At 73.3% G+C, this 18,444-nt stretch carries 18 protein-coding genes; 8 read left to right on the plus strand and 10 right to left on the minus strand.

Annotated elements, in window-relative coordinates; genetic code table 11:
• Nucleotides 1–153: 153 nt before the first annotated feature.
• A complete protein-coding gene (locus ACFYXC_RS29810) occupies nucleotides 154–699 on the minus strand; it encodes a GtrA family protein (protein WP_389555064.1) in 546 nt (181 codons plus the stop codon).
• Nucleotides 700–1,007: 308 nt separating this feature from the next.
• Between ACFYXC_RS29810 and ACFYXC_RS29815 the strand changes: the two genes are divergently transcribed.
• Both ACFYXC_RS29815 and ACFYXC_RS29820 read left to right on the plus strand, forming a co-directional pair.
• Nucleotides 1,008–1,433: a pyridoxamine 5'-phosphate oxidase family protein gene (locus ACFYXC_RS29815; RefSeq protein ID WP_388913313.1), complete on the plus strand. Its 426-nt coding sequence runs from the start codon at nucleotides 1,008–1,010 to the stop codon at nucleotides 1,431–1,433.
• Nucleotides 1,434–1,460: 27 nt separating this feature from the next.
• Complete coding sequence (locus tag ACFYXC_RS29820) at nucleotides 1,461–2,186, plus strand: pyridoxal 5'-phosphate synthase (protein ID WP_389555066.1); 726 nt, start codon at nucleotides 1,461–1,463, stop codon at nucleotides 2,184–2,186.
• On the opposite strand, the gene ACFYXC_RS29825 is transcribed toward ACFYXC_RS29820, so the two are convergent.
• From ACFYXC_RS29825 to ACFYXC_RS29835, 3 genes are read right to left on the minus strand one after another with little or no spacing between them, the layout of a single operon-like run.
• Nucleotides 2,164–2,775 (minus strand): GNAT family N-acetyltransferase, encoded by a 612-nt coding sequence (locus tag ACFYXC_RS29825; RefSeq protein WP_389555068.1) that lies wholly within the window; start codon nucleotides 2,773–2,775, stop codon nucleotides 2,164–2,166. The two genes, ACFYXC_RS29820 and ACFYXC_RS29825, sit on opposite strands and share 23 nt — an antisense overlap.
• Before the next feature lie 8 nt (nucleotides 2,776–2,783).
• Nucleotides 2,784–3,245 (minus strand): Zn-ribbon domain-containing OB-fold protein, encoded by a 462-nt coding sequence (locus ACFYXC_RS29830; RefSeq protein ID WP_389555070.1) that lies wholly within the window; start codon nucleotides 3,243–3,245, stop codon nucleotides 2,784–2,786.
• Nucleotides 3,242–3,694, minus strand: a complete 453-nt coding sequence (locus tag ACFYXC_RS29835; RefSeq protein ID WP_389555072.1) for a DoxX family protein — start codon at nucleotides 3,692–3,694, stop codon at nucleotides 3,242–3,244. The genes ACFYXC_RS29830 and ACFYXC_RS29835 overlap by 4 nt, the downstream gene beginning before the upstream one ends.
• Nucleotides 3,695–3,875: 181 nt before the next feature.
• Between ACFYXC_RS29835 and ACFYXC_RS29840 the strand changes: the two genes are divergently transcribed.
• From ACFYXC_RS29840 to ACFYXC_RS29855, 4 genes are all read left to right on the plus strand, one after another.
• Nucleotides 3,876–5,165: a flavin-containing monooxygenase gene (locus tag ACFYXC_RS29840; RefSeq protein WP_389555074.1), complete on the plus strand. Its 1,290-nt coding sequence runs from the start codon at nucleotides 3,876–3,878 to the stop codon at nucleotides 5,163–5,165.
• Nucleotides 5,166–5,320: 155 nt separating this feature from the next.
• Nucleotides 5,321–7,570 carry an acetate--CoA ligase family protein gene (locus ACFYXC_RS29845; RefSeq protein ID WP_389555076.1) on the plus strand — a complete coding sequence of 750 codons (2,250 nt, stop codon included), beginning with the start codon at nucleotides 5,321–5,323 and terminating at the stop codon, nucleotides 7,568–7,570.
• Between the two features lie 291 nt (nucleotides 7,571–7,861).
• Nucleotides 7,862–8,641, plus strand: coding sequence for an enoyl-CoA hydratase/isomerase family protein (locus tag ACFYXC_RS29850; RefSeq protein ID WP_389555078.1), 780 nt, complete (start codon nucleotides 7,862–7,864; stop codon nucleotides 8,639–8,641).
• Nucleotides 8,642–8,698: 57 nt separating this feature from the next.
• Nucleotides 8,699–9,331, plus strand: coding sequence for a flavin reductase family protein (locus ACFYXC_RS29855; protein WP_389555079.1), 633 nt, complete (start codon nucleotides 8,699–8,701; stop codon nucleotides 9,329–9,331).
• A gap of 41 nt (nucleotides 9,332–9,372) precedes the next feature.
• On the opposite strand, the gene ACFYXC_RS29860 is transcribed toward ACFYXC_RS29855, so the two are convergent.
• Nucleotides 9,373–10,689, minus strand: coding sequence for an MFS transporter (locus ACFYXC_RS29860; protein WP_389555080.1), 1,317 nt, complete (start codon nucleotides 10,687–10,689; stop codon nucleotides 9,373–9,375).
• Between the two features lie 71 nt (nucleotides 10,690–10,760).
• On the opposite strand from ACFYXC_RS29860, the gene ACFYXC_RS29865 reads away from it, so the two are divergent.
• A complete protein-coding gene (locus ACFYXC_RS29865) occupies nucleotides 10,761–11,750 on the plus strand; it encodes a GlxA family transcriptional regulator (protein ID WP_389555082.1) in 990 nt (329 codons plus the stop codon).
• A gap of 102 nt (nucleotides 11,751–11,852) precedes the next feature.
• On the opposite strand, the gene ACFYXC_RS29870 is transcribed toward ACFYXC_RS29865, so the two are convergent.
• The 3 genes from ACFYXC_RS29870 to ACFYXC_RS29880 all read right to left on the minus strand — a co-directional run bounded on the left by ACFYXC_RS29870 (nucleotide 11,853) and on the right by ACFYXC_RS29880 (nucleotide 15,072).
• A complete protein-coding gene (locus ACFYXC_RS29870) occupies nucleotides 11,853–12,902 on the minus strand; it encodes a Zn-dependent alcohol dehydrogenase (protein ID WP_389555084.1) in 1,050 nt (349 codons plus the stop codon).
• Between the two features lie 4 nt (nucleotides 12,903–12,906).
• The gene (locus ACFYXC_RS29875) at nucleotides 12,907–14,049 is read right to left on the minus strand and encodes an acyl-CoA dehydrogenase family protein (RefSeq protein ID WP_389555085.1); all 1,143 of its coding nucleotides are present in this window, start codon (nucleotides 14,047–14,049) and stop codon (nucleotides 12,907–12,909) included.
• Between the two features lie 102 nt (nucleotides 14,050–14,151).
• Complete coding sequence (locus tag ACFYXC_RS29880) at nucleotides 14,152–15,072, minus strand: SDR family oxidoreductase (RefSeq protein WP_389555087.1); 921 nt, start codon at nucleotides 15,070–15,072, stop codon at nucleotides 14,152–14,154.
• Between the two features lie 96 nt (nucleotides 15,073–15,168).
• On the opposite strand from ACFYXC_RS29880, the gene ACFYXC_RS29885 reads away from it, so the two are divergent.
• Complete coding sequence (locus tag ACFYXC_RS29885; protein WP_389555089.1) at nucleotides 15,169–16,095, plus strand: cyclase family protein; 927 nt, start codon at nucleotides 15,169–15,171, stop codon at nucleotides 16,093–16,095.
• 435 nt (nucleotides 16,096–16,530) lie between these two features.
• Here ACFYXC_RS29885 and ACFYXC_RS29890 read toward each other — a convergent pair whose 3' ends face one another.
• Both ACFYXC_RS29890 and ACFYXC_RS29895 read right to left on the minus strand, forming a co-directional pair.
• Nucleotides 16,531–17,025, minus strand: coding sequence for an ATP-binding protein (locus tag ACFYXC_RS29890; RefSeq protein WP_389555267.1), 495 nt, complete (start codon nucleotides 17,023–17,025; stop codon nucleotides 16,531–16,533).
• A 495-nt stretch (nucleotides 17,026–17,520) separates the two neighbouring features.
• Nucleotides 17,521–18,441: an acyl-CoA dehydrogenase family protein gene (locus tag ACFYXC_RS29895; RefSeq protein WP_389555091.1), complete on the minus strand. Its 921-nt coding sequence runs from the start codon at nucleotides 18,439–18,441 to the stop codon at nucleotides 17,521–17,523.
• Nucleotides 18,442–18,444: the final 3 nt, after the last annotated feature.

Below are 18,444 nucleotides of genomic sequence, written 5' to 3' on the forward strand. Positions count from 1 at the left end.
TCCCACCCGCCTTCCGGCAGGTGGTCGGCCCGACGCGTTTCCGGCTGCGAGCGCACGTCCCACCCCACCCCCGCCCCCGACAGACCACCCCCACCCCCACCCACCCAAGGGGCGCGGGGAACTGCGCGACCAGCCACAACGCACCCGCGGACATCACCCCCCGGCAGCAAGCCCCAACGCACCCACCCGCCCAGAAGCAACCGGCACCGGCACCGCCACCACGGTCACCGCAGCCCCACGCCCCACCCGCTCACCCCGCGAACCCGCGAACACGACCAACCGCAGCACCAGGAACCGCCCAACCCCCGCAGCCCCGGACGCCAAGAGGTACACGACCTGCTCGGCCAGCACCCCGGGCGCCCCCTGCAGCACGTGCAGGACGAACACCGCGAGCGAGGTCACCGCGTACGCCACCGTCGCGGACCCCGCGGACTGCCAGTGCGCCCGCCACCCCGCCCGCCCCCCGGTCCCGAACGTGAACAACGCGTGCAGCTCCGTGCAGACGACCGTCGACACGACAGTGATCACCGCGTTCGCCACAGCCCACGGCATCGTGCCCGTGCCGGCCAGCAGCGCCACCGCCCCGCTGGAGAGAACCCCGACCCCGCCGCCGCACACCACGAACCGGACGAAGGAGGCGAACGGCCCAGGTGCGGCCCCGCCCACCGACTTCGGCTCCGCCGCACGCTGCGACTCCATGGGATCTTCCTTCCGGCAAAGGGCTGAGGGCTGCGAAGACCTGTGCCGCACCCCTGCGATCAACTGGCCACAACAATGCCGTCGTCCGTCCGTCTCCACGAGAGAGCCCGCACCCGGATCCATGGTGGTGCCAGCACTACCCCCACCCCCCGCCGCACCCCCGTACGACGTACCTCTGACGCGATGTCGCCGTGGCGGCCCCGGAATACCCAGCGGGACGGAAGACGCTGAAGGAACCGAGGGAGACAAACCGAGGGAAACAACCGCCGTCGCACGCCGTCGCACCGCCACACCACGGAGGAGACCCCATGGCCCTGACCCGTGAAGAACGCGAGCAGTTCCTCGCCGAACCGCGCATCGCCGCGCTCGCCGTCGACGCCGGGGCGGGCCGCGCCCCGCTCACCGTGCCGATCTGGTACCAGTACGAACCCGGCGGCCTCGTATGGATCCTGACCGGCCGCGACTCCCGCAAGAACGAGCTGATCACCGCCGCGGGCAGGTTCTCCCTGATGGTGGAGCGGGTCGAACCCACCATCCGGTACGTGTCCCTGGAGGGCCCGGTCGTCGAGTCGACCCCCGCGACCCGCGAACAGCTCCACGAGATCTCGGCCCGCTACCTCCCGGCCGACAAGGTCGACGGGTACGTCGACTTCTCCTGGAAGGAGCACGGCGAGATGGTGGTGATCCGGATGCGCCCCGAACGGTGGGTGTCGTCCGACCTCGGTTCGGTCTGAGGCCAGCCGCCACGTGACAATCGGGGCATGAGCGCCGACACCCCCACCCCGCCGCCTGACATCCCCGCCCCACCCCCGGACACCGCCGGCTCCGCCCCGTCCGGCGAGTTCGTACGGCTGCTGAGGTCCCAGCGGGTCTGGGACACCGAGCTGCCGGAGTTCGCCCCGGACACGGCCCCCGCGCGACCGCTGCCGCTCTTCGAGCAGTGGTTCGCGCAGGCCGTGGCGGCCGGGCAGAGCGAGCCGCACACGATGTCGCTGGCCACGGCCGACGCCGAGGGCCGGCCCGACGTACGGACCGTCATGCTGCACGGCGCCGACGAGGAGGGCTGGCACTTCGCCTCCCACGCGGGCAGCCGCAAGGGCCGGCACCTGGCGTCCCGCCCGTACGCGGCACTCGGCTTCTACTGGCCCGCGCAGGGCCGGCAGATCCGGGTGCGCGGCCCGGTGACCGTCGCGCCGCCCGAGGTCGCGCGGGCCGACCTGCGGGCCCGTTCGACCGGGGCGCTGGCCTCAGCCCTGGTGGGCCGGCAGAGCGAAGTCCTGCCCTCGTACGAGGAGTTGACGCGCGCCTCGGACGCGGCCTGGGACCGTGCCCGGCGGGAACCGGACGCTTCCGCGCCGTCGTGGACGGTGTACGTCCTGGACCCGGACGAGGTGGAGTTCTTCCAGGGCGACGCGCGCCGGCGACACGTACGGCTCACCTACCGCCGCGCGCAGGGCACCTGGCTCAGAGAACTGCTGTGGCCCTGAGTTCCGGATCCGTGGCCAGTCGTGCGTGCAGATGCACGTCCCGGAAGGCGTCCCGGCGCCCCGCCTCGAACATCGCCCCGCGCAGGGTCCCCTCGTACGGGAAGCCGCACCGCTCGGCGATCCGGCACGACGCCTCGTGTCCGAGGGCGTGGCCCAGTTCCAGCCGGTGCAGGCCCAGTTCCTCGAAGGCCCACCGCGAGGCGAGGGCGAGCGCGCGCGTGGCCACGTGGCGGCCGCGGGCGTCGGGGAGCACCCAGTAGCCGACCCGGGCGACCCTGATGACGTGGTCGACGTCGTTGATGCCGATGTGCCCGAGCGGTACGCCGTCCGCCGCGTCGGTGACGCAGAAGGAGGCGCCCACCGCCTCCTGGGCGGCCTTGGCCCGTGCCCGCAGCGAGTCCCGCGCGTCGACCGCGTCCACTGTCTGCCTCAGCGGCGTGTTCCACCGCTGGAACTCCGGGTCGAGATGGCCCCGCAGCCACGCCTGGACGTCCGCACCGGCGTCCGCGTCCCAGGGGCGCAGCCACAGTCCGTGACCGTGGATCTCGGGCAGCGGGAGGGCGGCGGAGGCTTCGTACGGGTCGGTCATCACACCATTCAACAACGGCCGCCGGAGCCCTCCGGGACGAGGGCCGGGCGGAACACGGGAACCACGACCGCGGCCCGCGCCCCGGCCGTGTCCTCCCCACCCTGTGCGCGGAAGGCGACCTCCAGCGCCATTCCCACCGTCAGCGCGCCCTCGCCGCAGTCCACCACCTCGGTCATCATCCGCGGCCCTTCCGCCAGGTCGACGACGGCGGCGACGTACGGCGTGCGGGCCGTGAAGGGCGGCAGGTCGTTGCGGTGGACGACGGACCAGGTGTAGAGCGTGGCCCGGCCGCTCGCCCGCTCCCAGGTCACGGCCCCGCTCCAGCAGTGCGGGCAGAACTCGCGGGGGTAGTGGTGGGCGCGCCCGCACACTCCGCACCGGCGCAGCAGCAGGTGCCCGTCGCACGCCGCGTCCCAGTAGGGGCGGGTGAAGGCGTCGATCTCCGGCACGTCGAAGCGGTCGGCCGTCATCGGAAGAGGCCCAGCGCGCTGTCCAGCGACCAGGTCTGCCAGGACATGGCGAAGAGGGCCACCAGGGAGATCAGCGCCATCATCGTGTTCTGCCCCTGCTCGGCCCAGTCGTGGATCATCAGCACGAGGTACAGGAGATTGAGCAGCAGCCCGCCGGCCAGGGCGATCGGTGTCAGGAGGCCCGCGACGAGGCCGAGTCCGAGGGCGAGTTCCGCGTACACGACGACGTACGCCATGGTCCGCGGCCGGGGCGCGACGACCGTGTCGAAGCCGCTGCGCACCGCGTTCCACCGGTGCTTCGCCGCGACGTCCGCCGCCCACGCGATGCCGGTGCCCCGCTCGAACCAGCCCTTCCGGTCCTTGTGCCGCCAGCTCTCCAGCCACCACAGCCCGAGGCCGATCCGGAGCACGGCACCCCATTCCGCACCGGTGAGCCAGATCGTGTCCATGGACCCTCGCCCCTTCCGCACCCACACATCTGACGGTACGTCAGTTGAGCGCACCGGACCCGGACGCGCAAGAGTCCTACGACACGAGCCCCACACACCCCTCCCACAGCCGTGATCGATTCGCAACCGATTCCGGGCTTGACCGAGACCCAACAAATGACGACATGCATACGCTCGGCACATGGCCGACTCTCCCGACCCGACACCCCAGGCACCCGCACCGGCATCCGCGCCGGACGCCGTACCGACACCCGCACAGGCGGCCGCACCGGCACCCGCACAGGCGTCCCCGCAGGCGGCCGCGCCGCGGCAGGACCGACCCGTGTACGTCATCGGCGGCGGGCCGGGCGGGCTCGCGGCGGCGTACGCGCTGCGCGCCCGCGGCGTACGGGCCGTCGTGCTGGAGAAGTCCGACCGGGTCGGCGCGTCCTGGCGGCGGCACTACGACCGGCTGCGGCTGCACACCACCCGGCGGCTCTCCGCGCTGCCCGGCCTCGCGATGCCGCGCTCGTTCGGGCGGTGGGTGGCCCGTGACGACGTGGTGCGCTACCTGGAGAAGTACGCCGAGCACCACGAGCTGGAGATCGTCACAGGCGTCGAGGTCTCCCGCGTCGAGCCCTCCGCCGACGGCACCGGCTGGCTGCTGCACGCCACCGGCGGACGCGAGCTGACCGGCAGCGCGGTGGTCGTCGCCACCGGCTACAACCACACGCCGTACGTGCCCGAGTGGCCGGGCCGTGACGCCTACACGGGCCGGTTCCTGCACGCCGGCGAGTACCGCAACCCCGCCCCGTTCGCCGGCCAGGACGTCCTGGTGGTCGGCGTGGGCAACACGGGCGCGGAGATCGCCGTCGACCTCGTCGAGGGCGGCGCCTCCCGCGTACGCCTCGCCGTGCGGACCGCGCCGCACATCGTGCGCCGGTCGACGGCCGGGTGGGCCGCCCAGTACACCGGGGTCCTCTGCAGGCGGCTGCCGTGCGCGCTGGTGGACCGGATGGCGCGCCCGCTGGCGAAGCTCAGCGTGCCGGACCTCTCCGCGCAGGGGCTGCCGCGACCCGACACCGGGCTGTACTCGCGGGTCAACCAGGGAGCCATCCCCGTCCAGGACGTCGGGCTCATCGACGCCGTCCGCAAGGGCCGGGTCGAGGTCGTGTCCGCGGTCGACGGCTTCGAGGACGGCAAGGTCGTCCTCGTGAACGGCGACCGTGTCGCCCCGGACGCCGTGATCGCGGCGACCGGTTACCGGCGCGCCCTGGAGAACGTCGTCGGCCACCTCGACGTGCTCGACGGCCGTGGACGCCCGGTCGTCCACGGCGCCCGCACGCCGAAGAACGCGCCCGGTCTCTACTTCACCGGCTTCACCAACCCGATCAGCGGCATGCTCCGCGAACTGGCCATCGACGCCGAGAAGGTGGCGAAGGCGATCGCGCGCGACGCCGGGCGGCGCAATCCGTCCCGCATCACGCGCTGACCAGCCCGGGCGGGCCGGGCCGGCCCGCCCGGACCTGCCCGCCGGCGGGCGGTCGCCCCGACTTCTTTGCCTGCAGCACCGTTCCTGACGCGGTGTCAGTTCGTTAATCTGACACTGCGTCAGCTAATGGCAGCCACTCAGGAGCGGGCGGACCGATGCTTGGATCAACCCACGGCACCCTCACCACCGACGCCCGCCGGGCCCGGGTCATCGCCTGCGGCGAGCAACCGGCCCCTGCCGCGCACGGCAGGCCCGCCACCGACGGCGACCTCGACGTCAGCGGCCGTCCGCTGTACGCCGGCGTACCCGATCTGGACCGCTTCTTCCGCCCCGAGTCGGTGGCCGTCGTCGGCGCCTCCGACACCGAAGGGCGCCCGAACGCCGGCATCACCCGGCAGCTGCTCGCCTGGGCGGAGCGGGTCGGCGCCCGGCTGCACCCGGTGCACCCCACCCGTGCGTCCGTGTTCGGCACACCCTGCGTCCCCTCGGTCGCCGACCTGCCCGAGCAGGTCGACCTGGCCGTGCTGCTGGTCTCCGACCCCCTCCCCGTGATCGAGCAGCTCACCGACACCAAGGTGCGGTTCGCGGTCGCCTTCGCGTCCGGGTTCGCCGAGACGGGCGCGGCGGGGGCCGCCGCGCAGGCCCGCCTCACCGAGGCCGTACAGCGCTCCCTGCAGCGCTCGGGACCGCGCTCCGGACTCCGGCTGCTCGGCCCCAACACCAACCTCAACGCCTTCGAGAGGTTCCGCGACGACCTGGACGGACCGGCGATCGCGCTGATCACCCAGTCCGGCCACCAGGGCCGCCCGGTCTTCACCCTCCAGGAACTGGGCATCCGGCTCTCCCACTGGGCGCCCACCGGCAACGAGGCCGACCTGGAGAGCGCCGACTTCCTCTCGTACTTCGCCGAGCAGCCCGAGGTGGGCGCCATCGCCTGCTACCTCGAAGGGCTGAAGGACGGCCGCGCCTTCCTCCTCGCCGCCGACCGGGCCGCCCGCCGCGGGGTCCCCGTCGTCGCGGTGAAGGTCGGCCGCACGGAGACGGGCGCCCGCACGGCCGCCTCCCACACCGGCAAGCTGACCGGCGCCGACGCCGTGGTGGACGCCGCGATGCGCCAGTACGGCGTCGTACGCGTCGACGGCCTGGACGAACTGCAGGACACCGCGGCCCTGTTGGCGCGGGCCCGGCCGCCGGTCGCCGAAGGGGTCGCCGTCTACTCGATCTCCGGCGGTACGGGCGCGCACTTCTCCGACCTGGCGACCCGGGCGGGCCTGCGCCTGCCCGCCCTCTCCGCCGCCAAGCAGGCCGAACTCCACCAGTGGATACCGCACTACCTGGACGTCACGAACCCGATCGACAACGGCGGCCACCCCGTCGGCGACCGGCGGGGCCGCAGGATCATCGACGCGATCCTCGCCGATCCGGCCGTGGGGGTGCTGATCTGCCCGATCACGGGCCCCTTCCCGCCCATGAGCGACCGGCTCGCGCGGGACCTGGTGGACGCGGCCGAGCAGACGGACAAACTCGTCTGCGTGGTGTGGGGGTCGCCGGTCGGCACGGAGCCCGCGTACCGCGAGACCCTGCTCGGCTCGTCCCGCGTCGCGACGTTCCGCACCTTCGCGAACTGCATCACGGCGGTACGCGCCCACCTCGACCACGCCCGCTTCACGGCCTCGTACCGCTCCCCCTTCGACGACGCCCCCCGTACCCCGTCTCCCTCCTTCCGCAAGGCCCAGGCGCTGATGCGGCCGGGCAGCACGCTCAGCGAGCACGCGGCGAAACAACTGCTGCGCGCGTACGGGATCCGGGTGCCGCGCGAGCAGTTGGTGACCAGCGCGGCCGCGGCCGTCCGGGCGGCCGGGCTCGTCGGGTACCCCGTCGTCATGAAGGCGTCCGGCGCGCGGCTCGCCCACAAGACCGAACTGGGGCTGGTGAAGATCGGTCTGACGTCGGCGAGTCAGGTGCGGGACACGTACCGGGAGCTGACCGACATCGCGCGGTACGAGGACGTGCCGCTCGACGGGGTCCTGGTGTGCCAGCTGGTGGAACCCGGCGTCGAGATGGTCGTCGGGGTGACGCACGACGACCTCTTCGGGCCGACGGTGACGGTCGGGCTCGGAGGGGTACTGGTCGAGGTCCTGCGGGACACGGCCGTACGGGTGCCGCCGTTCGGCGAGGAGCAGGCGCGGTCGATGCTCGGCGAGCTGCGGGGGCGGGCGCTGCTGGACGGCGTCCGGGGGCGGCCTCCGGCGGACCTGGACGCGCTGGTGGAGGTGGTGCTGCGGGTCCAGCGGATGGCCCTCGAACTGGACGCGGAGCTGTCCGAGCTGGACATCAACCCCCTGGTGGTGCTGCCACGCGGCCAGGGCGCGGTGGCCCTGGACGCCCTGACAACATGCCGCTGACCCCTCCGGGGGGTGCGCTCCCGAGTGGGGGGTTGGGGGGGGGGGGGGCCCCCGCCCCCCCCCCCCCCCCCCCCCCCCCCCCCCCCCGCCCCCGGGGGGGGCGGCCCCCCCGCGCCCCTGAAGGGGCGGGCCCCTTCAGGGGCGCGGGGAACTGCGCGCTCAACCCCCACCACCCGCACCAACACACCACCGCAAGCCCCACCCACCCGAGGGGCGCGGGGAACTGCGCGACCAGCCCCCACCCACCCGCACCAACACACCCGCCCGCCCACAACTCCCGGAGGGAACCCCGTGATCACGCACGTTCTCAAGGACGGCGTCTCCTGGATCACCCTCAACCGCCCCGACGCGATGAACGCCCTCACCCCAGACCACCGAAACCACCTGATCCACCTGTTGGAGGAGGCGTCAGCCTCCGACAACACCCGCGCCGTCGTGCTCACAGCAACCGGCCGCGGCTTCTGCGCCGGCGCAGACCTCCGCGGCGGCCCACCCCCCACGGCCCGAGCCGCAGGCGACATCGCGAGGGTCGTCCGAACCGGCGCCCAGCGCCTCGTCACCGCGGTCCTCGACTGCGAGAAACCAGTGATCGCCGCCGTGAACGGCACCGCGGCCGGCCTGGGCGCCCACCTCGCCTACGCCTGCGACCTGATCCTCGCCGCCGAGTCGGCGAGGTTCATCGAGGTCTTCGTCCGCCGCGGCCTCGTCCCCGACGGCGGCGGCGCCTACCTCCTCCCCCGCCTCATCGGCGTGCACCGCGCGAAGGAGCTGCTGTTCTTCGGCGACGCCCTGACCGCCGCGGAGGCCCACCGTCTGGGCCTGGTCAACAAGGTCGTCCCGGACGACGAGCTGGAGCAGACGGCCCGCACCTGGGCCGAACGCCTCGCCACCGGCCCCACCCGCTCCCTCGCCCTCACCAAGCAACTGGTGAACGCGTCCCTGGAATCGGACCGCGCCACCGCGTTCACCGCCGAGGCCGCCGCCCAGGAGATCAACATGACGACGGCGGACGCCACCGAGGGCGTGACGGCGTTCGTGGAGCGGCGCGGCCCGCGGTTCAGGGGCCGCTGAGCCGCCGCCGGCACCCCCTTCCGATCTGACACTCCGTCAGCTTCAATGGAGGGTGTGATGGGACACGCAGGAATGGCCGCGGCAGCCGTCCGCTACCTGAGGTCGGCCGACCCCCCGCGGGCCGCGGAACCGGTCGTCGAACCACTCCCGCGCCCCGCCCTGCGCGCGGTCGCCGACGACGAACGCGCCCCCGTCGGCCCCACCGAGTTCCGCCGCGTCCTCGGCACCTTCGCGACAGGCGTCACGGTGATCACCGCTCCGGCCACCGAGGCCGGCACGTCCGGCCCCGCCGGCTTCGCCTGTCAGTCCTTCACCGCGCTCTCCTTGGATCCGCCCCTGGTGGCGTTCATGGTCGCGCGCACGTCCACGACCTGGCCGCGCATCGCCCGCGCGGGCGTCTTCTGCGTGAACGTCCTGGGCGCGCACCAGGAGGACCTGTGCCGCGGTTTCGCGGTGAGCGGCTCGGACAAGTTCGCCGGGGTCGCCCACGACCCGGCCCCGGTCTCCGGCGCACCACGCCTGGCCAGCGCCACGGCGTGGATCGACTGCACGGTCCACGCCGTCCACACCGGCGGCGACCACCTGATCGTGGTGGGCCGGGTGAACGCCCTGGGCACCCCCGACGAGGACGCCGGGGACGCCGCCCCCCTGCTCTTCCACCGCGGCCACTTCGGCGGCTTCACGGTCTGACGCCCTCGCTCTCGCCCTCGCCCCAGCCCTCGCCTTCACCCTCAGGCGACAGCGATCTCCCCCGGCTCCCGCCGCCGCCGGATCACCAGTGCCATCAGCGCGGCCACCGCGCACAGCGCCCCGGAGGCGTACCACATCACGTCGTACGAGCCGAAGGCGTCGCGGGCGGCTCCGCCGAGGAAGGCGACGAGGGCGGCGCCGACCTGGTGGGAGGCGAGGACCCAGCCGAAGACGATGGCGCTGTCGTCGCCGAACCGCTCACGGCACAGCGCGATGGTGGGTGGCACGGTGGCGACCCAGTCGAGCCCGTAGAAGACGATGAAGAAGACCATCGGCGGGTGGACCGAGGGGCCCAGGAGCAGCGGCAGGAAGAGGAGCGAGACGCCACGCAGGGCGTAGTACACCGCGAGCAGCCGCCGCGGGTCGAAGCGGTCCGTGAACCAGCCGGAGGCGATCGTGCCGACGACGTCGAAGACACCGATCACGGCGAGCAGCGAGGCGGCGGCCGTGATGGGCATGCCGTGGTCGTGGGCGGCGGGCACGAAGTGGGTCTGGATCAGGCCGTTGGTCGAGGCGCCGCAGATCGCGAACGTCCCGGCGAGCAGCCAGAAGGGTCCGGTGCGGGCGGCGGAGAAGAGCACCTTCACCGCCCGGCGTGCCGCTCCCGGCACGGGCGGCGGTTTCTCGACGAACCGCGTCGATCCGTACGGTTCGAGGCCGACGTCCGCCGGGTGGTCCCGCAGCAGCAGCCAGACGAACGGCACGACCGCGAGCGCCGCCAGGGCGACGGTCACGGCGGCGGGGCGCCAGTCGTGCTCCGTGACGATCCAGGACAGCACCGGCAGGAAGATCAGCTGACCGGAGGCCGAGGCGGCCGTGAGGATGCCGGTGACCAGGCCCCGCCGCTCGGTGAACCAGCGGTTCGTGACGGTCGCGGCGAAGGCGAGCGCCATCGATCCCGAGCCGAGCCCGACGAGCAGCCCCCAGCACAGGATGAGCTGCCAGGCAGCGGTCATCCACACCGTGGCGCCGGAGCCGACGGCGATGACGATCAGCGCGAGGGCGACGACCCGCCGGATGCCGAACCGGTCCATCAGCGCGGCGGCGAACGGCGCCGTCAGCCCGTACAGCGCGAGGTTGACGGAGACCGCGAGGCCGATCGTGCCGCGCGACCAGTCGAACTCGTCGTGCAGCGGGTCGATCAGCAGTCCCGGCAGGGAGCGGAAGGCGGCCGCGCCGATGATCGTCACGAAGGTGACGGCGGCCACGAACCACGCCCGGTGCACCCGGGTGCGCCGCCGCCCGGTTCCGGGGCCCTTCGCGGGCGTCACGGCGGCCGCGTCAGTTGTCTGTGTCACGTCATAGAGCCTCCGCCGTGCGCCCCCTGCGGACGAGTGGCCCGAAGGACAGCATTCGCTAGGATCGGGCCATGGGTACGCACCTGGCGCACAGCCCGTTCCGCCCGCACCGCGTGGTCGTCCTCGCCCTGGACGGTCTCCTCCCCTTCGAGCTGGGCATCCCGCAGCGCATCTTCGGACGCGCGGTGGACGGGCAGGGCCGGAAGCTGTACGAGATCGTCACCTGCTCGGTCCGGCCGCCGGGCCCGGTCGAGACGGACGCCGACTTCGCCGTGCTCGTCGAGAACGGACCACAGGCGCTGGCCACCGCCGACACCGTCGTGATCCCGGCCTCGTACGAGCTGGGCCCGGTCCACGAGGAGGGCGTGCTCACCGAGGAGCTGGCCGTGGCGCTCGCCCTGATCCGGCCCGGTACCCGGCTCGTCTCCATCTGCACGGGCGGGTACGTGCTGGCCGCGGCCGGTCTGCTCGACGGGCGCCCGGCGACCACGCACTGGGCGTCCGCCGAGCACTTCCAGCGGCTCTTCCCGAAGGTGCGGGTCGACGCGGACGTGCTGTTCATCGACGACGGGGACGTCCTGACCTCCGCCGGGGTGGCGGCGGGCATCGACCTGTGTGTCCACATCGTGCGCCGTGACCACGGCACCGCCGTCGCCAACGAGGTGGCCCGCCGTACGGTCGTGCCGCCGCACCGGGACGGCGGACAGGCGCAGTACATCCGACGACCGGTCCCCGAGCCGCAGGTGGCGACGACCACCGCCGCCCGCGCGTGGGCGCTCGGCCGGCTGCACGAGCCGATCCAGTTGCGGGACATGGCCGCGCAGGAGGCGATGTCCGTGCGTACGTTCACGCGCCGCTTCCGCGAGGAGGCCGGGGTCAGTCCAGGCCAGTGGCTCACTCAGCGGCGGGTGGAGCGTGCCCGGCACCTCCTGGAGTCCACGGACCTGCCGATCGACCAGGTGGCCGCGGAGTCCGGCTTCGGCACAGCACAGTCGATGCGCCAACACCTCCAGTCAACCCTGGGAGTAACCCCCACGTCCTACCGCAGAACCTTCCGCTGACCCCGACCCACACCCACCGCCCAGGGGCGCGGGGAACTGCGCGCCCAGCCCCCACACACCCGCAGACTCAAACGCACCCGCACCCACACCCGACGAGCGGACCTAGAACAACAAAACCCCCCGGGCGACCCGCCCGGCCCCGGCGTCGGCGACGGCCTTCTCGAAGTCCTCCACCGCATACGTGCACGTCACCAGCTCGTCCAGCAGCAACCGCCCCTCCCGGTACAGCTCCGCGTACAGCGCGACATCCCGCTGCGGCCGCGAAGCCCCGTACCGGCACCCGAGGATCGACTTGTCCAGGAACATCGAGGAGACGAGGAAGGACGCCTCGGCGTCCGCCCCCGGCACCCCCAGCAGCACGGCCTGCCCGTGCCGGTCGAGCAGGTCGACGGCCTGCCGTACGAGCTCCACCCGGCCCACGCACTCGAAGACGTGGTCGGCGCCGGTCGGCAGGATGTCCCGCACCCCCTCCACGGAGGTGAGGAAGTGTCCCGCGCCGAACCGCCGCGCCATCTCCTCCTTCGCCGGGTTCGAGTCGACCGCCACCACGGTGAGCGCCCCGGCGATCCGCGCGCCCTGCAGCACGTTGAGCCCGATCCCGCCCGCGCCGATGACGACGACGCTGTCCCCGCGGTCCACCCGTGCCCGGTTCAGCACGGCCCCGACCCCGGTCAGCACCCCGCAGCCGATCAGGGCGGCCGACGCCATCGGGATGTCCTTCGGGATGCGTACCGCCTGCACGGCCTTCACCACCGTCCGCTGCGCGAACGCGGAGTTGGACGCGAACTGGTACAGCGGCTGCCCGCCCCGCGTGAACGGCCGCTGCGGCCTCCCGATCGCCTTGCGGCACATGGTGGGCCGCCCCCGGTCGCACTCCGCGCACGCGCCGCAGTTGGCGAGCGTGGACAGGGAGACATGGTCTCCGGCCTCGACGTGGGTGACGCCCGGCCCCACCTCCGCGACGACGCCCGCGCCCTCGTGCCCGAGCACCACGGGTACGGGGAAGGGGATGGTCCCGTCCAGCACGGAGAGGTCGCTGTGGCACAGCCCCGCCGCCGCGACCTCGACCAGTACCTCGCCCGGCCCCGGACCGCGTACCTCCAGGTCGTCCACCACCAGGGTCTGCCTGCCGTCGAAGACCACGCCCTTCATGACCTCAGCCCTTCGCTTCCCTGGGAAGGCCGAGCACGCGCTCGGCGATGATCGTGCGCTGGATCTCGTCCGAGCCGCCGTAGACGGTGTCGGCCCGGCTGAAGAGGAACAGGTGCTGCGACGCGTCCAGTTCGTACGGGGCCTCCGCCGTCCAGTCCGCCGGTCCGACCGCCGCCCCGGCGCCCCGCACCCGCACCGCGAGTTCGCCGAGCCGCTGGTGCCACCGGCCCCACAGCAGCTTGGCCACACTGGGGGCGCCCCGGTCCGCCGGCCCGCCCAGCGTCCGCAGCGCGTTCCACCGCATGGTGCGCAGCTCGGCCCACTGCCGTACGAGCTGCTCCCGTAGGACCGGGTCGTCGGCCGCACCCGTGGCGACGGCCGTCTCCAGCACCTGGGCCAGCTCCTGTGCGAAGCCGATCTGCTGGGCCAGGGTGGAGACTCCGCGTTCGAAGCCGAGCAGGCTCATGGCGACCCGCCAGCCGTCGCCCTCGCCGCCGACGAGGTGCTCGGCGCGCGCGTGCGCCCCGTCGAAGAAGACCTCGTTGAACTCGCTGGTCCCGGTCATCTGCCGGATCGGCCGGACGTCGATCCGGCCGGGCTGGTCCATGGGCACGAGCAGGAAACTCAGTCCGTGATGCCTGCGCGACCCCGCTTCGGTACGGGCCAGGACGAAGCACCAGTCCGCCTCGTGCGCCAGGGAGGTCCAGATCTTCTGTCCGCTGATCCGGTAGCCGCCCGCCTCCCGTACGGCCGCCGTGCGGATGCCGGCGAGGTCGGATCCGGCTCCGGGCTCGCTGTACCCCTGGCACCAGAGCTCGTCCCCGGCCGCGACGGGCGGCAGGAAGCGGGCCTTCTGCCCGGCGCTCCCGTGCGCGATGAGCGTGGGGGCCAGCAGCTTCTCCCCGATGTGCCCGCTGCGGGCGGGCGCCCGGGCCAGCGCGTACTCCTCGGCCCACACCACCTGCCGGCTGAGCCCGACCGTCCGGTTCCCGTATCCGCCCTCCGCCCACCCGAGCCCGATCCACCCGGCCTTCCCGAGCGTCCGCTCCCAGTCCCGCCGGTTCCCGCCCCACGGCACGCGCTCCGCCAGCCACTCCCGCACCTCGACACGAAAGGCTTCGTCCTCCACGCCGATCCCGAACTGCATGAATCCCGCCACCTCCTGCGCACCGGCTCACCCAGGGGCGCGGGGAACTGCGCAACCAGCCACAACGCACCCGCACCCACACCCCACGCACGCCCCCGTCCCCTACGACGTCGCCCCCTCCGCGGCCCGAGCGGCACGCGCCGCCCGGGCCATCTCCGCCACCTGTTCCAACAGCGGCATGGGATCCACCCCCACCGTCCCCGGCAGGAAGTCCGCGATCCGCTCGGGGGTCCAGGCCCCCTCCGCGTACCCGGCACGGAGTTCCCGCGGCTGTGCCCACACCGCGATCTTCGGTCCGGCGACCGTGTAGACCTGCCCGGTGATCTCCGCGGCCCGGGCCCGCTCGGACAGCAGGTAGACCACGAGCGCGGCCACGTCCTCGGGCTCGCCGATCTCCTTCAGCTCCATCGGCACGTTCGCCGACATCCGCGTACGGGCGACCGGCGCGACCGCGTTCGCCGTGACCCCGTACTTGTGGAGCCCGAGCGCCGCGCTGCGGACGAGCGAGATGATCCCGCCCTTCGCCGCGCTGTAGTTGGCCTGCGAGACGGACCCCTGGTGGTTGCCGCTGGTGAACCCGATCAGCGTGCCGGAGCGCTGCCCGCGCATCACGGCCGAGGCGGCGCGGAACACGGTGAAGGTGCCCTTGAGGTGGGTGGCGATCACCGGGTCCCACTCGTCCTCGGACATGTTGAACAGCATCCGCTCGCGCAGGATCCCGGCCAGGCAGACGACTCCGTCGAGCCGCCCGTACGCCTCCAGGGCCACGTCCACGAGCCGCTGTCCGCCCGCCATGGTGGAGATGTCGTCGGCGACCGCCACCGCGTCGCCGCCGGCCGACCCGATCTCCTCGACCACGGCGTCGGCGACCGAACTCGTCGGCTGCGCGCCCTCGACCGACACGCCGTGGTCGTTGACGACGACCCGCGCGCCCTCGGCCGCGGCGGCCAGGGCCACCGCGCGTCCGATGCCCCGGCCCGCCCCGGTCACGGCGACGACCTTGCCCGCCAAGAAGTTCCCCACGCGCCGGCCCCTTCCCGCAGTTTCTGACGGCCCGTTAGATTTGGCTCCGATTCTACGGCCCGTCGGACACCTGAGGACAAGCCCCGGGGAGGACTCATGTCACTGCCGGCCGAGTTCCACGAGATCGCCAAGCGCGTGAACAACTGGGGGCGTTGGGGCGCCGAGGACGAGATCGGCACCCTGAACCTGATCACCGACGAGGTCGTGCGCAGGGCCGCCGCGGGCGTCCTCAGCGGTCTGCGCGTGCCGCTCGCGCTGCCCCTGCGGCGGGACGGCGTACAGACGGGGATGATTCCCGGGCGGGTCGATCCGCTCCACACGATGACGCAGATCAACCAGGAGCTGTTCGGTCCCGGCACGGTCGCGTGCAGCGACGACGCCGTGACGATGGGCCTCCAGGCGGCCACCCACTGGGACGCCCTCACCCATGTCTCGCACTCCGGCACGCTCTACAACGGCCGCCCCGCGGGCACGATCACGGCGCACGGCGGCGCGGAGTTCGGCGGTATCGACAAGGTGGGGCACATCGTCTCGCGCGGTGTCCTGCTGGACGTGGCCCGCGCGCTCGGCAGGGAGCGCCTGGACGGCGGACACGCGGTGACCCCGGAGGACCTCGAAGCGGCCGAGGAGATGGGCGGGACGCGGGTCGGTCCGGGGGACGTCGTCCTCGTACGCACCGGTCAGATGCAGGTGCTGCTCGCGGGCGACAAGGAGGCGTACGCGTTCCCGTCCCCCGGACTGTCCGTGCGCACTCCGGAGTGGTTCCACGCCCGCGATGTCGCGGCGGTCGCGAACGACACCCTCACCTTTGAGATATTTCCTCCCGAGATCGAGGGCCTGTGGCTGCCCGTCCACGCGCTCGACCTGGTGGAGATGGGCATGCCGCAGGGCCAGAACTGGAATCTCGAAAAGTTGTCCACAGCCTGTGGAGAACTTCGGCGGCACACGTTCCTGCTGTCGGCGACCCCCGAGCCGTTCGCCGGCGGCACGGGAAGTCCCGTGGCGCCGGTCGCGATCCTCTGAGCGGGGTGTGAAGTCACGGTGGACCGAGGGCCGGTTGGCGGCGCGCCTCCCCCACACCCGGCCACGCCCGGGCGGTGAGGAACCCCCACCTCACCCCGAGCACGGCCACGCGCGCCGCCATCCGGCTCTCCGGCGCGCCCGCCCTGCTCCTGGCCCCACGGGAGCCGACGCCGAATCGCGGTCCGCACTCGCCGAGGGCCTCCGTCACCGAAGTCCTCGTCGTCCCCTCGCGGCGAACCACTGACCACAAGCGTGATGAAACGGACACGGGGCGTCAACACCCCACCAGGGGTTCATCCCTTAAGCACCTTTTGTGGCCCACGCGGAAGGAAGCACGGCCCGGCGCACCCGGCATCACCGGACGTCCGGACCCCGCACTCCGTGCCACCCGTGCGCCAGCGGGCGCGCCGCTGCACGAGCGCCCGCTCCCGCGCGTCAGACCGCCTCGTACGCCAGATCCCCGTACGCCGCCGGGGCCGCCTCGCGGGCCGTGGTGACCGCGGCCGCCGGCGAACAGCGGTCCAGCTCGCACCAGATGCGCTTGCCGGCACCCTCGGCGCTCCAGCCCCACCGGTCGGCGAGGCCGTCGACGAGCGCCAGGCCGCGGCCGTTGGTGTCGTCGCTGTCCGAGCAGCGCAGGCGCGGGGCCCGGGTGCTGGCGTCGAGCACTTCCAGCCGGACGGTGGCGACGACCTCACCGAGGGCCCGCCCGCCGGCCGCCGGCCCGGCCGCGGCGGCCGGTACCGACAGGCGCAGCACGGCGGGGCGGCCGGTGTGCACCACGGCGTTGGTGACCAGTTCGGAGACGAGCAGGATCAGCGTCTCGGCCAGCGGCTCGTCGGCCGCTATCCCGGACCCCGCGAGCCGTGAACGCGCCCACCTCCGGGCCCGCCCCACCTCCGCGGGGTCGGGCCGGATCTCCAGCTGCACTTGAAGCACCTGCACCGCTCACACCATCCGAACCGGCGGACACATCGCCTCGCGCCTCGCAAGGGCCACGATCGTGGTCAGAAAAGGGTTCACGGAACGTGATTCCCTAGAGAGACAGCATGGTTGACGTACAGTCACCCCAACAAGCGCTTCGGGCATATTCCAGCGCGAAGGAGTACGCGTGCGGCATACTGTGCGACGCTCGCCACGGGGAGTCGAACAGGCAGGAACGGTCCTGCTTCCTGCCCCGCGAGCGGCGCGCATCGCCGGATCCGGGGCTGCCCCGGGGGCAGCACCGTGATGGCCCGGCCTCAGAACCACTCGCATCCCACACAAGGTACCGGAGCACGCCGCCGACTCCGGGGCGTGACGAGTCACGCATAGGACACAACCCGATATCGACGCTCGGTAATTCCGGTATGCCACGTTCCGCGTCATCCGTCCCCCGTGACCCGTTCCGCAGTGCCACGATCGGCGGCAAACCGGCGGGGCGGCTCACGTTCCCGGCCGCTCCGCCGGAGCCAGCAGCTCCTCCGCCAGGGCTTCCTCTGCCTCCGCGGCGGCCGGCCCGCGCCGGGCCCGGCACCAGGCCCGTTTGAGGTGAAGGTGCACGTCGGACTCCCAGGTGAACCCCGTGCCGCCGTGCACCTGGAGGCAGTCGCGGGCCCCGCGCACGGCGGCCTCGTCCGCCGACAGCCGGGCCGCCGCGATGTCGAGCGGGTCACCGGTGACGGCCGCCGCGTACACCGCCGCGCGTGCCACCTCCACGCGTACCAGCATCTCCGCGCACAGGTGCTGCACCGCCTGGAAGGCCCCGATCGGCTGCCCGAACTGCTCACGGGTCCGGGCGTGTTGCACCGCCAGCGCACAGGTGCGCCCGGCGGAGCCGAGCTGTTCGGCGGCGGTCAGCAGGACGGCCACCGGATCACCGGGCGCCGCCCGGGGCACCCGGTGCAGGGGCGTCAGCGGGTCGGCCGAGCGCAGGGCGACGGCGCCCGTCACGTCCCCGCGTACGACGTCCGCCGCGTCCAGCCACTCGACGAGGGTGCCGTCGACCGCCGCGACCACGCACGCGCCGGTGGCCGCTCCCGGCACCTCGCCGGCCGCCAGATGGGTGGCCACCAGCGGTCCGGGCAGCAGGGCGCGGCCGGCTTCCTCGAAGGCCAGCACCGCTTCGGCGAGCCCCAGTCCGACCCCGCCCCGCGCCTGGGGCAGCCGCAGCGCGAAGAAGCCCGCCTCGCCCAGCTCGCGCCACAGCGCTCGGTCCAGGACAGGGGCGCTCCCCCGGTCCCCGGCACCCGCGTCCCGGGGCGGGGCCGCGGCGGCCCGCAGCCGCTCCGGCCCGAACCTGCGCGCCAGCAGCTCCCGCACCCCCGCCCGCAGGGCCCGCTGATCGTCGCCGAGCCGGAAGTCCATCCG

Source organism: Streptomyces sp. NPDC002701, assembly GCF_042889045.1.
GTDB lineage: Bacteria > Actinomycetota > Actinomycetes > Streptomycetales > Streptomycetaceae > Streptomyces.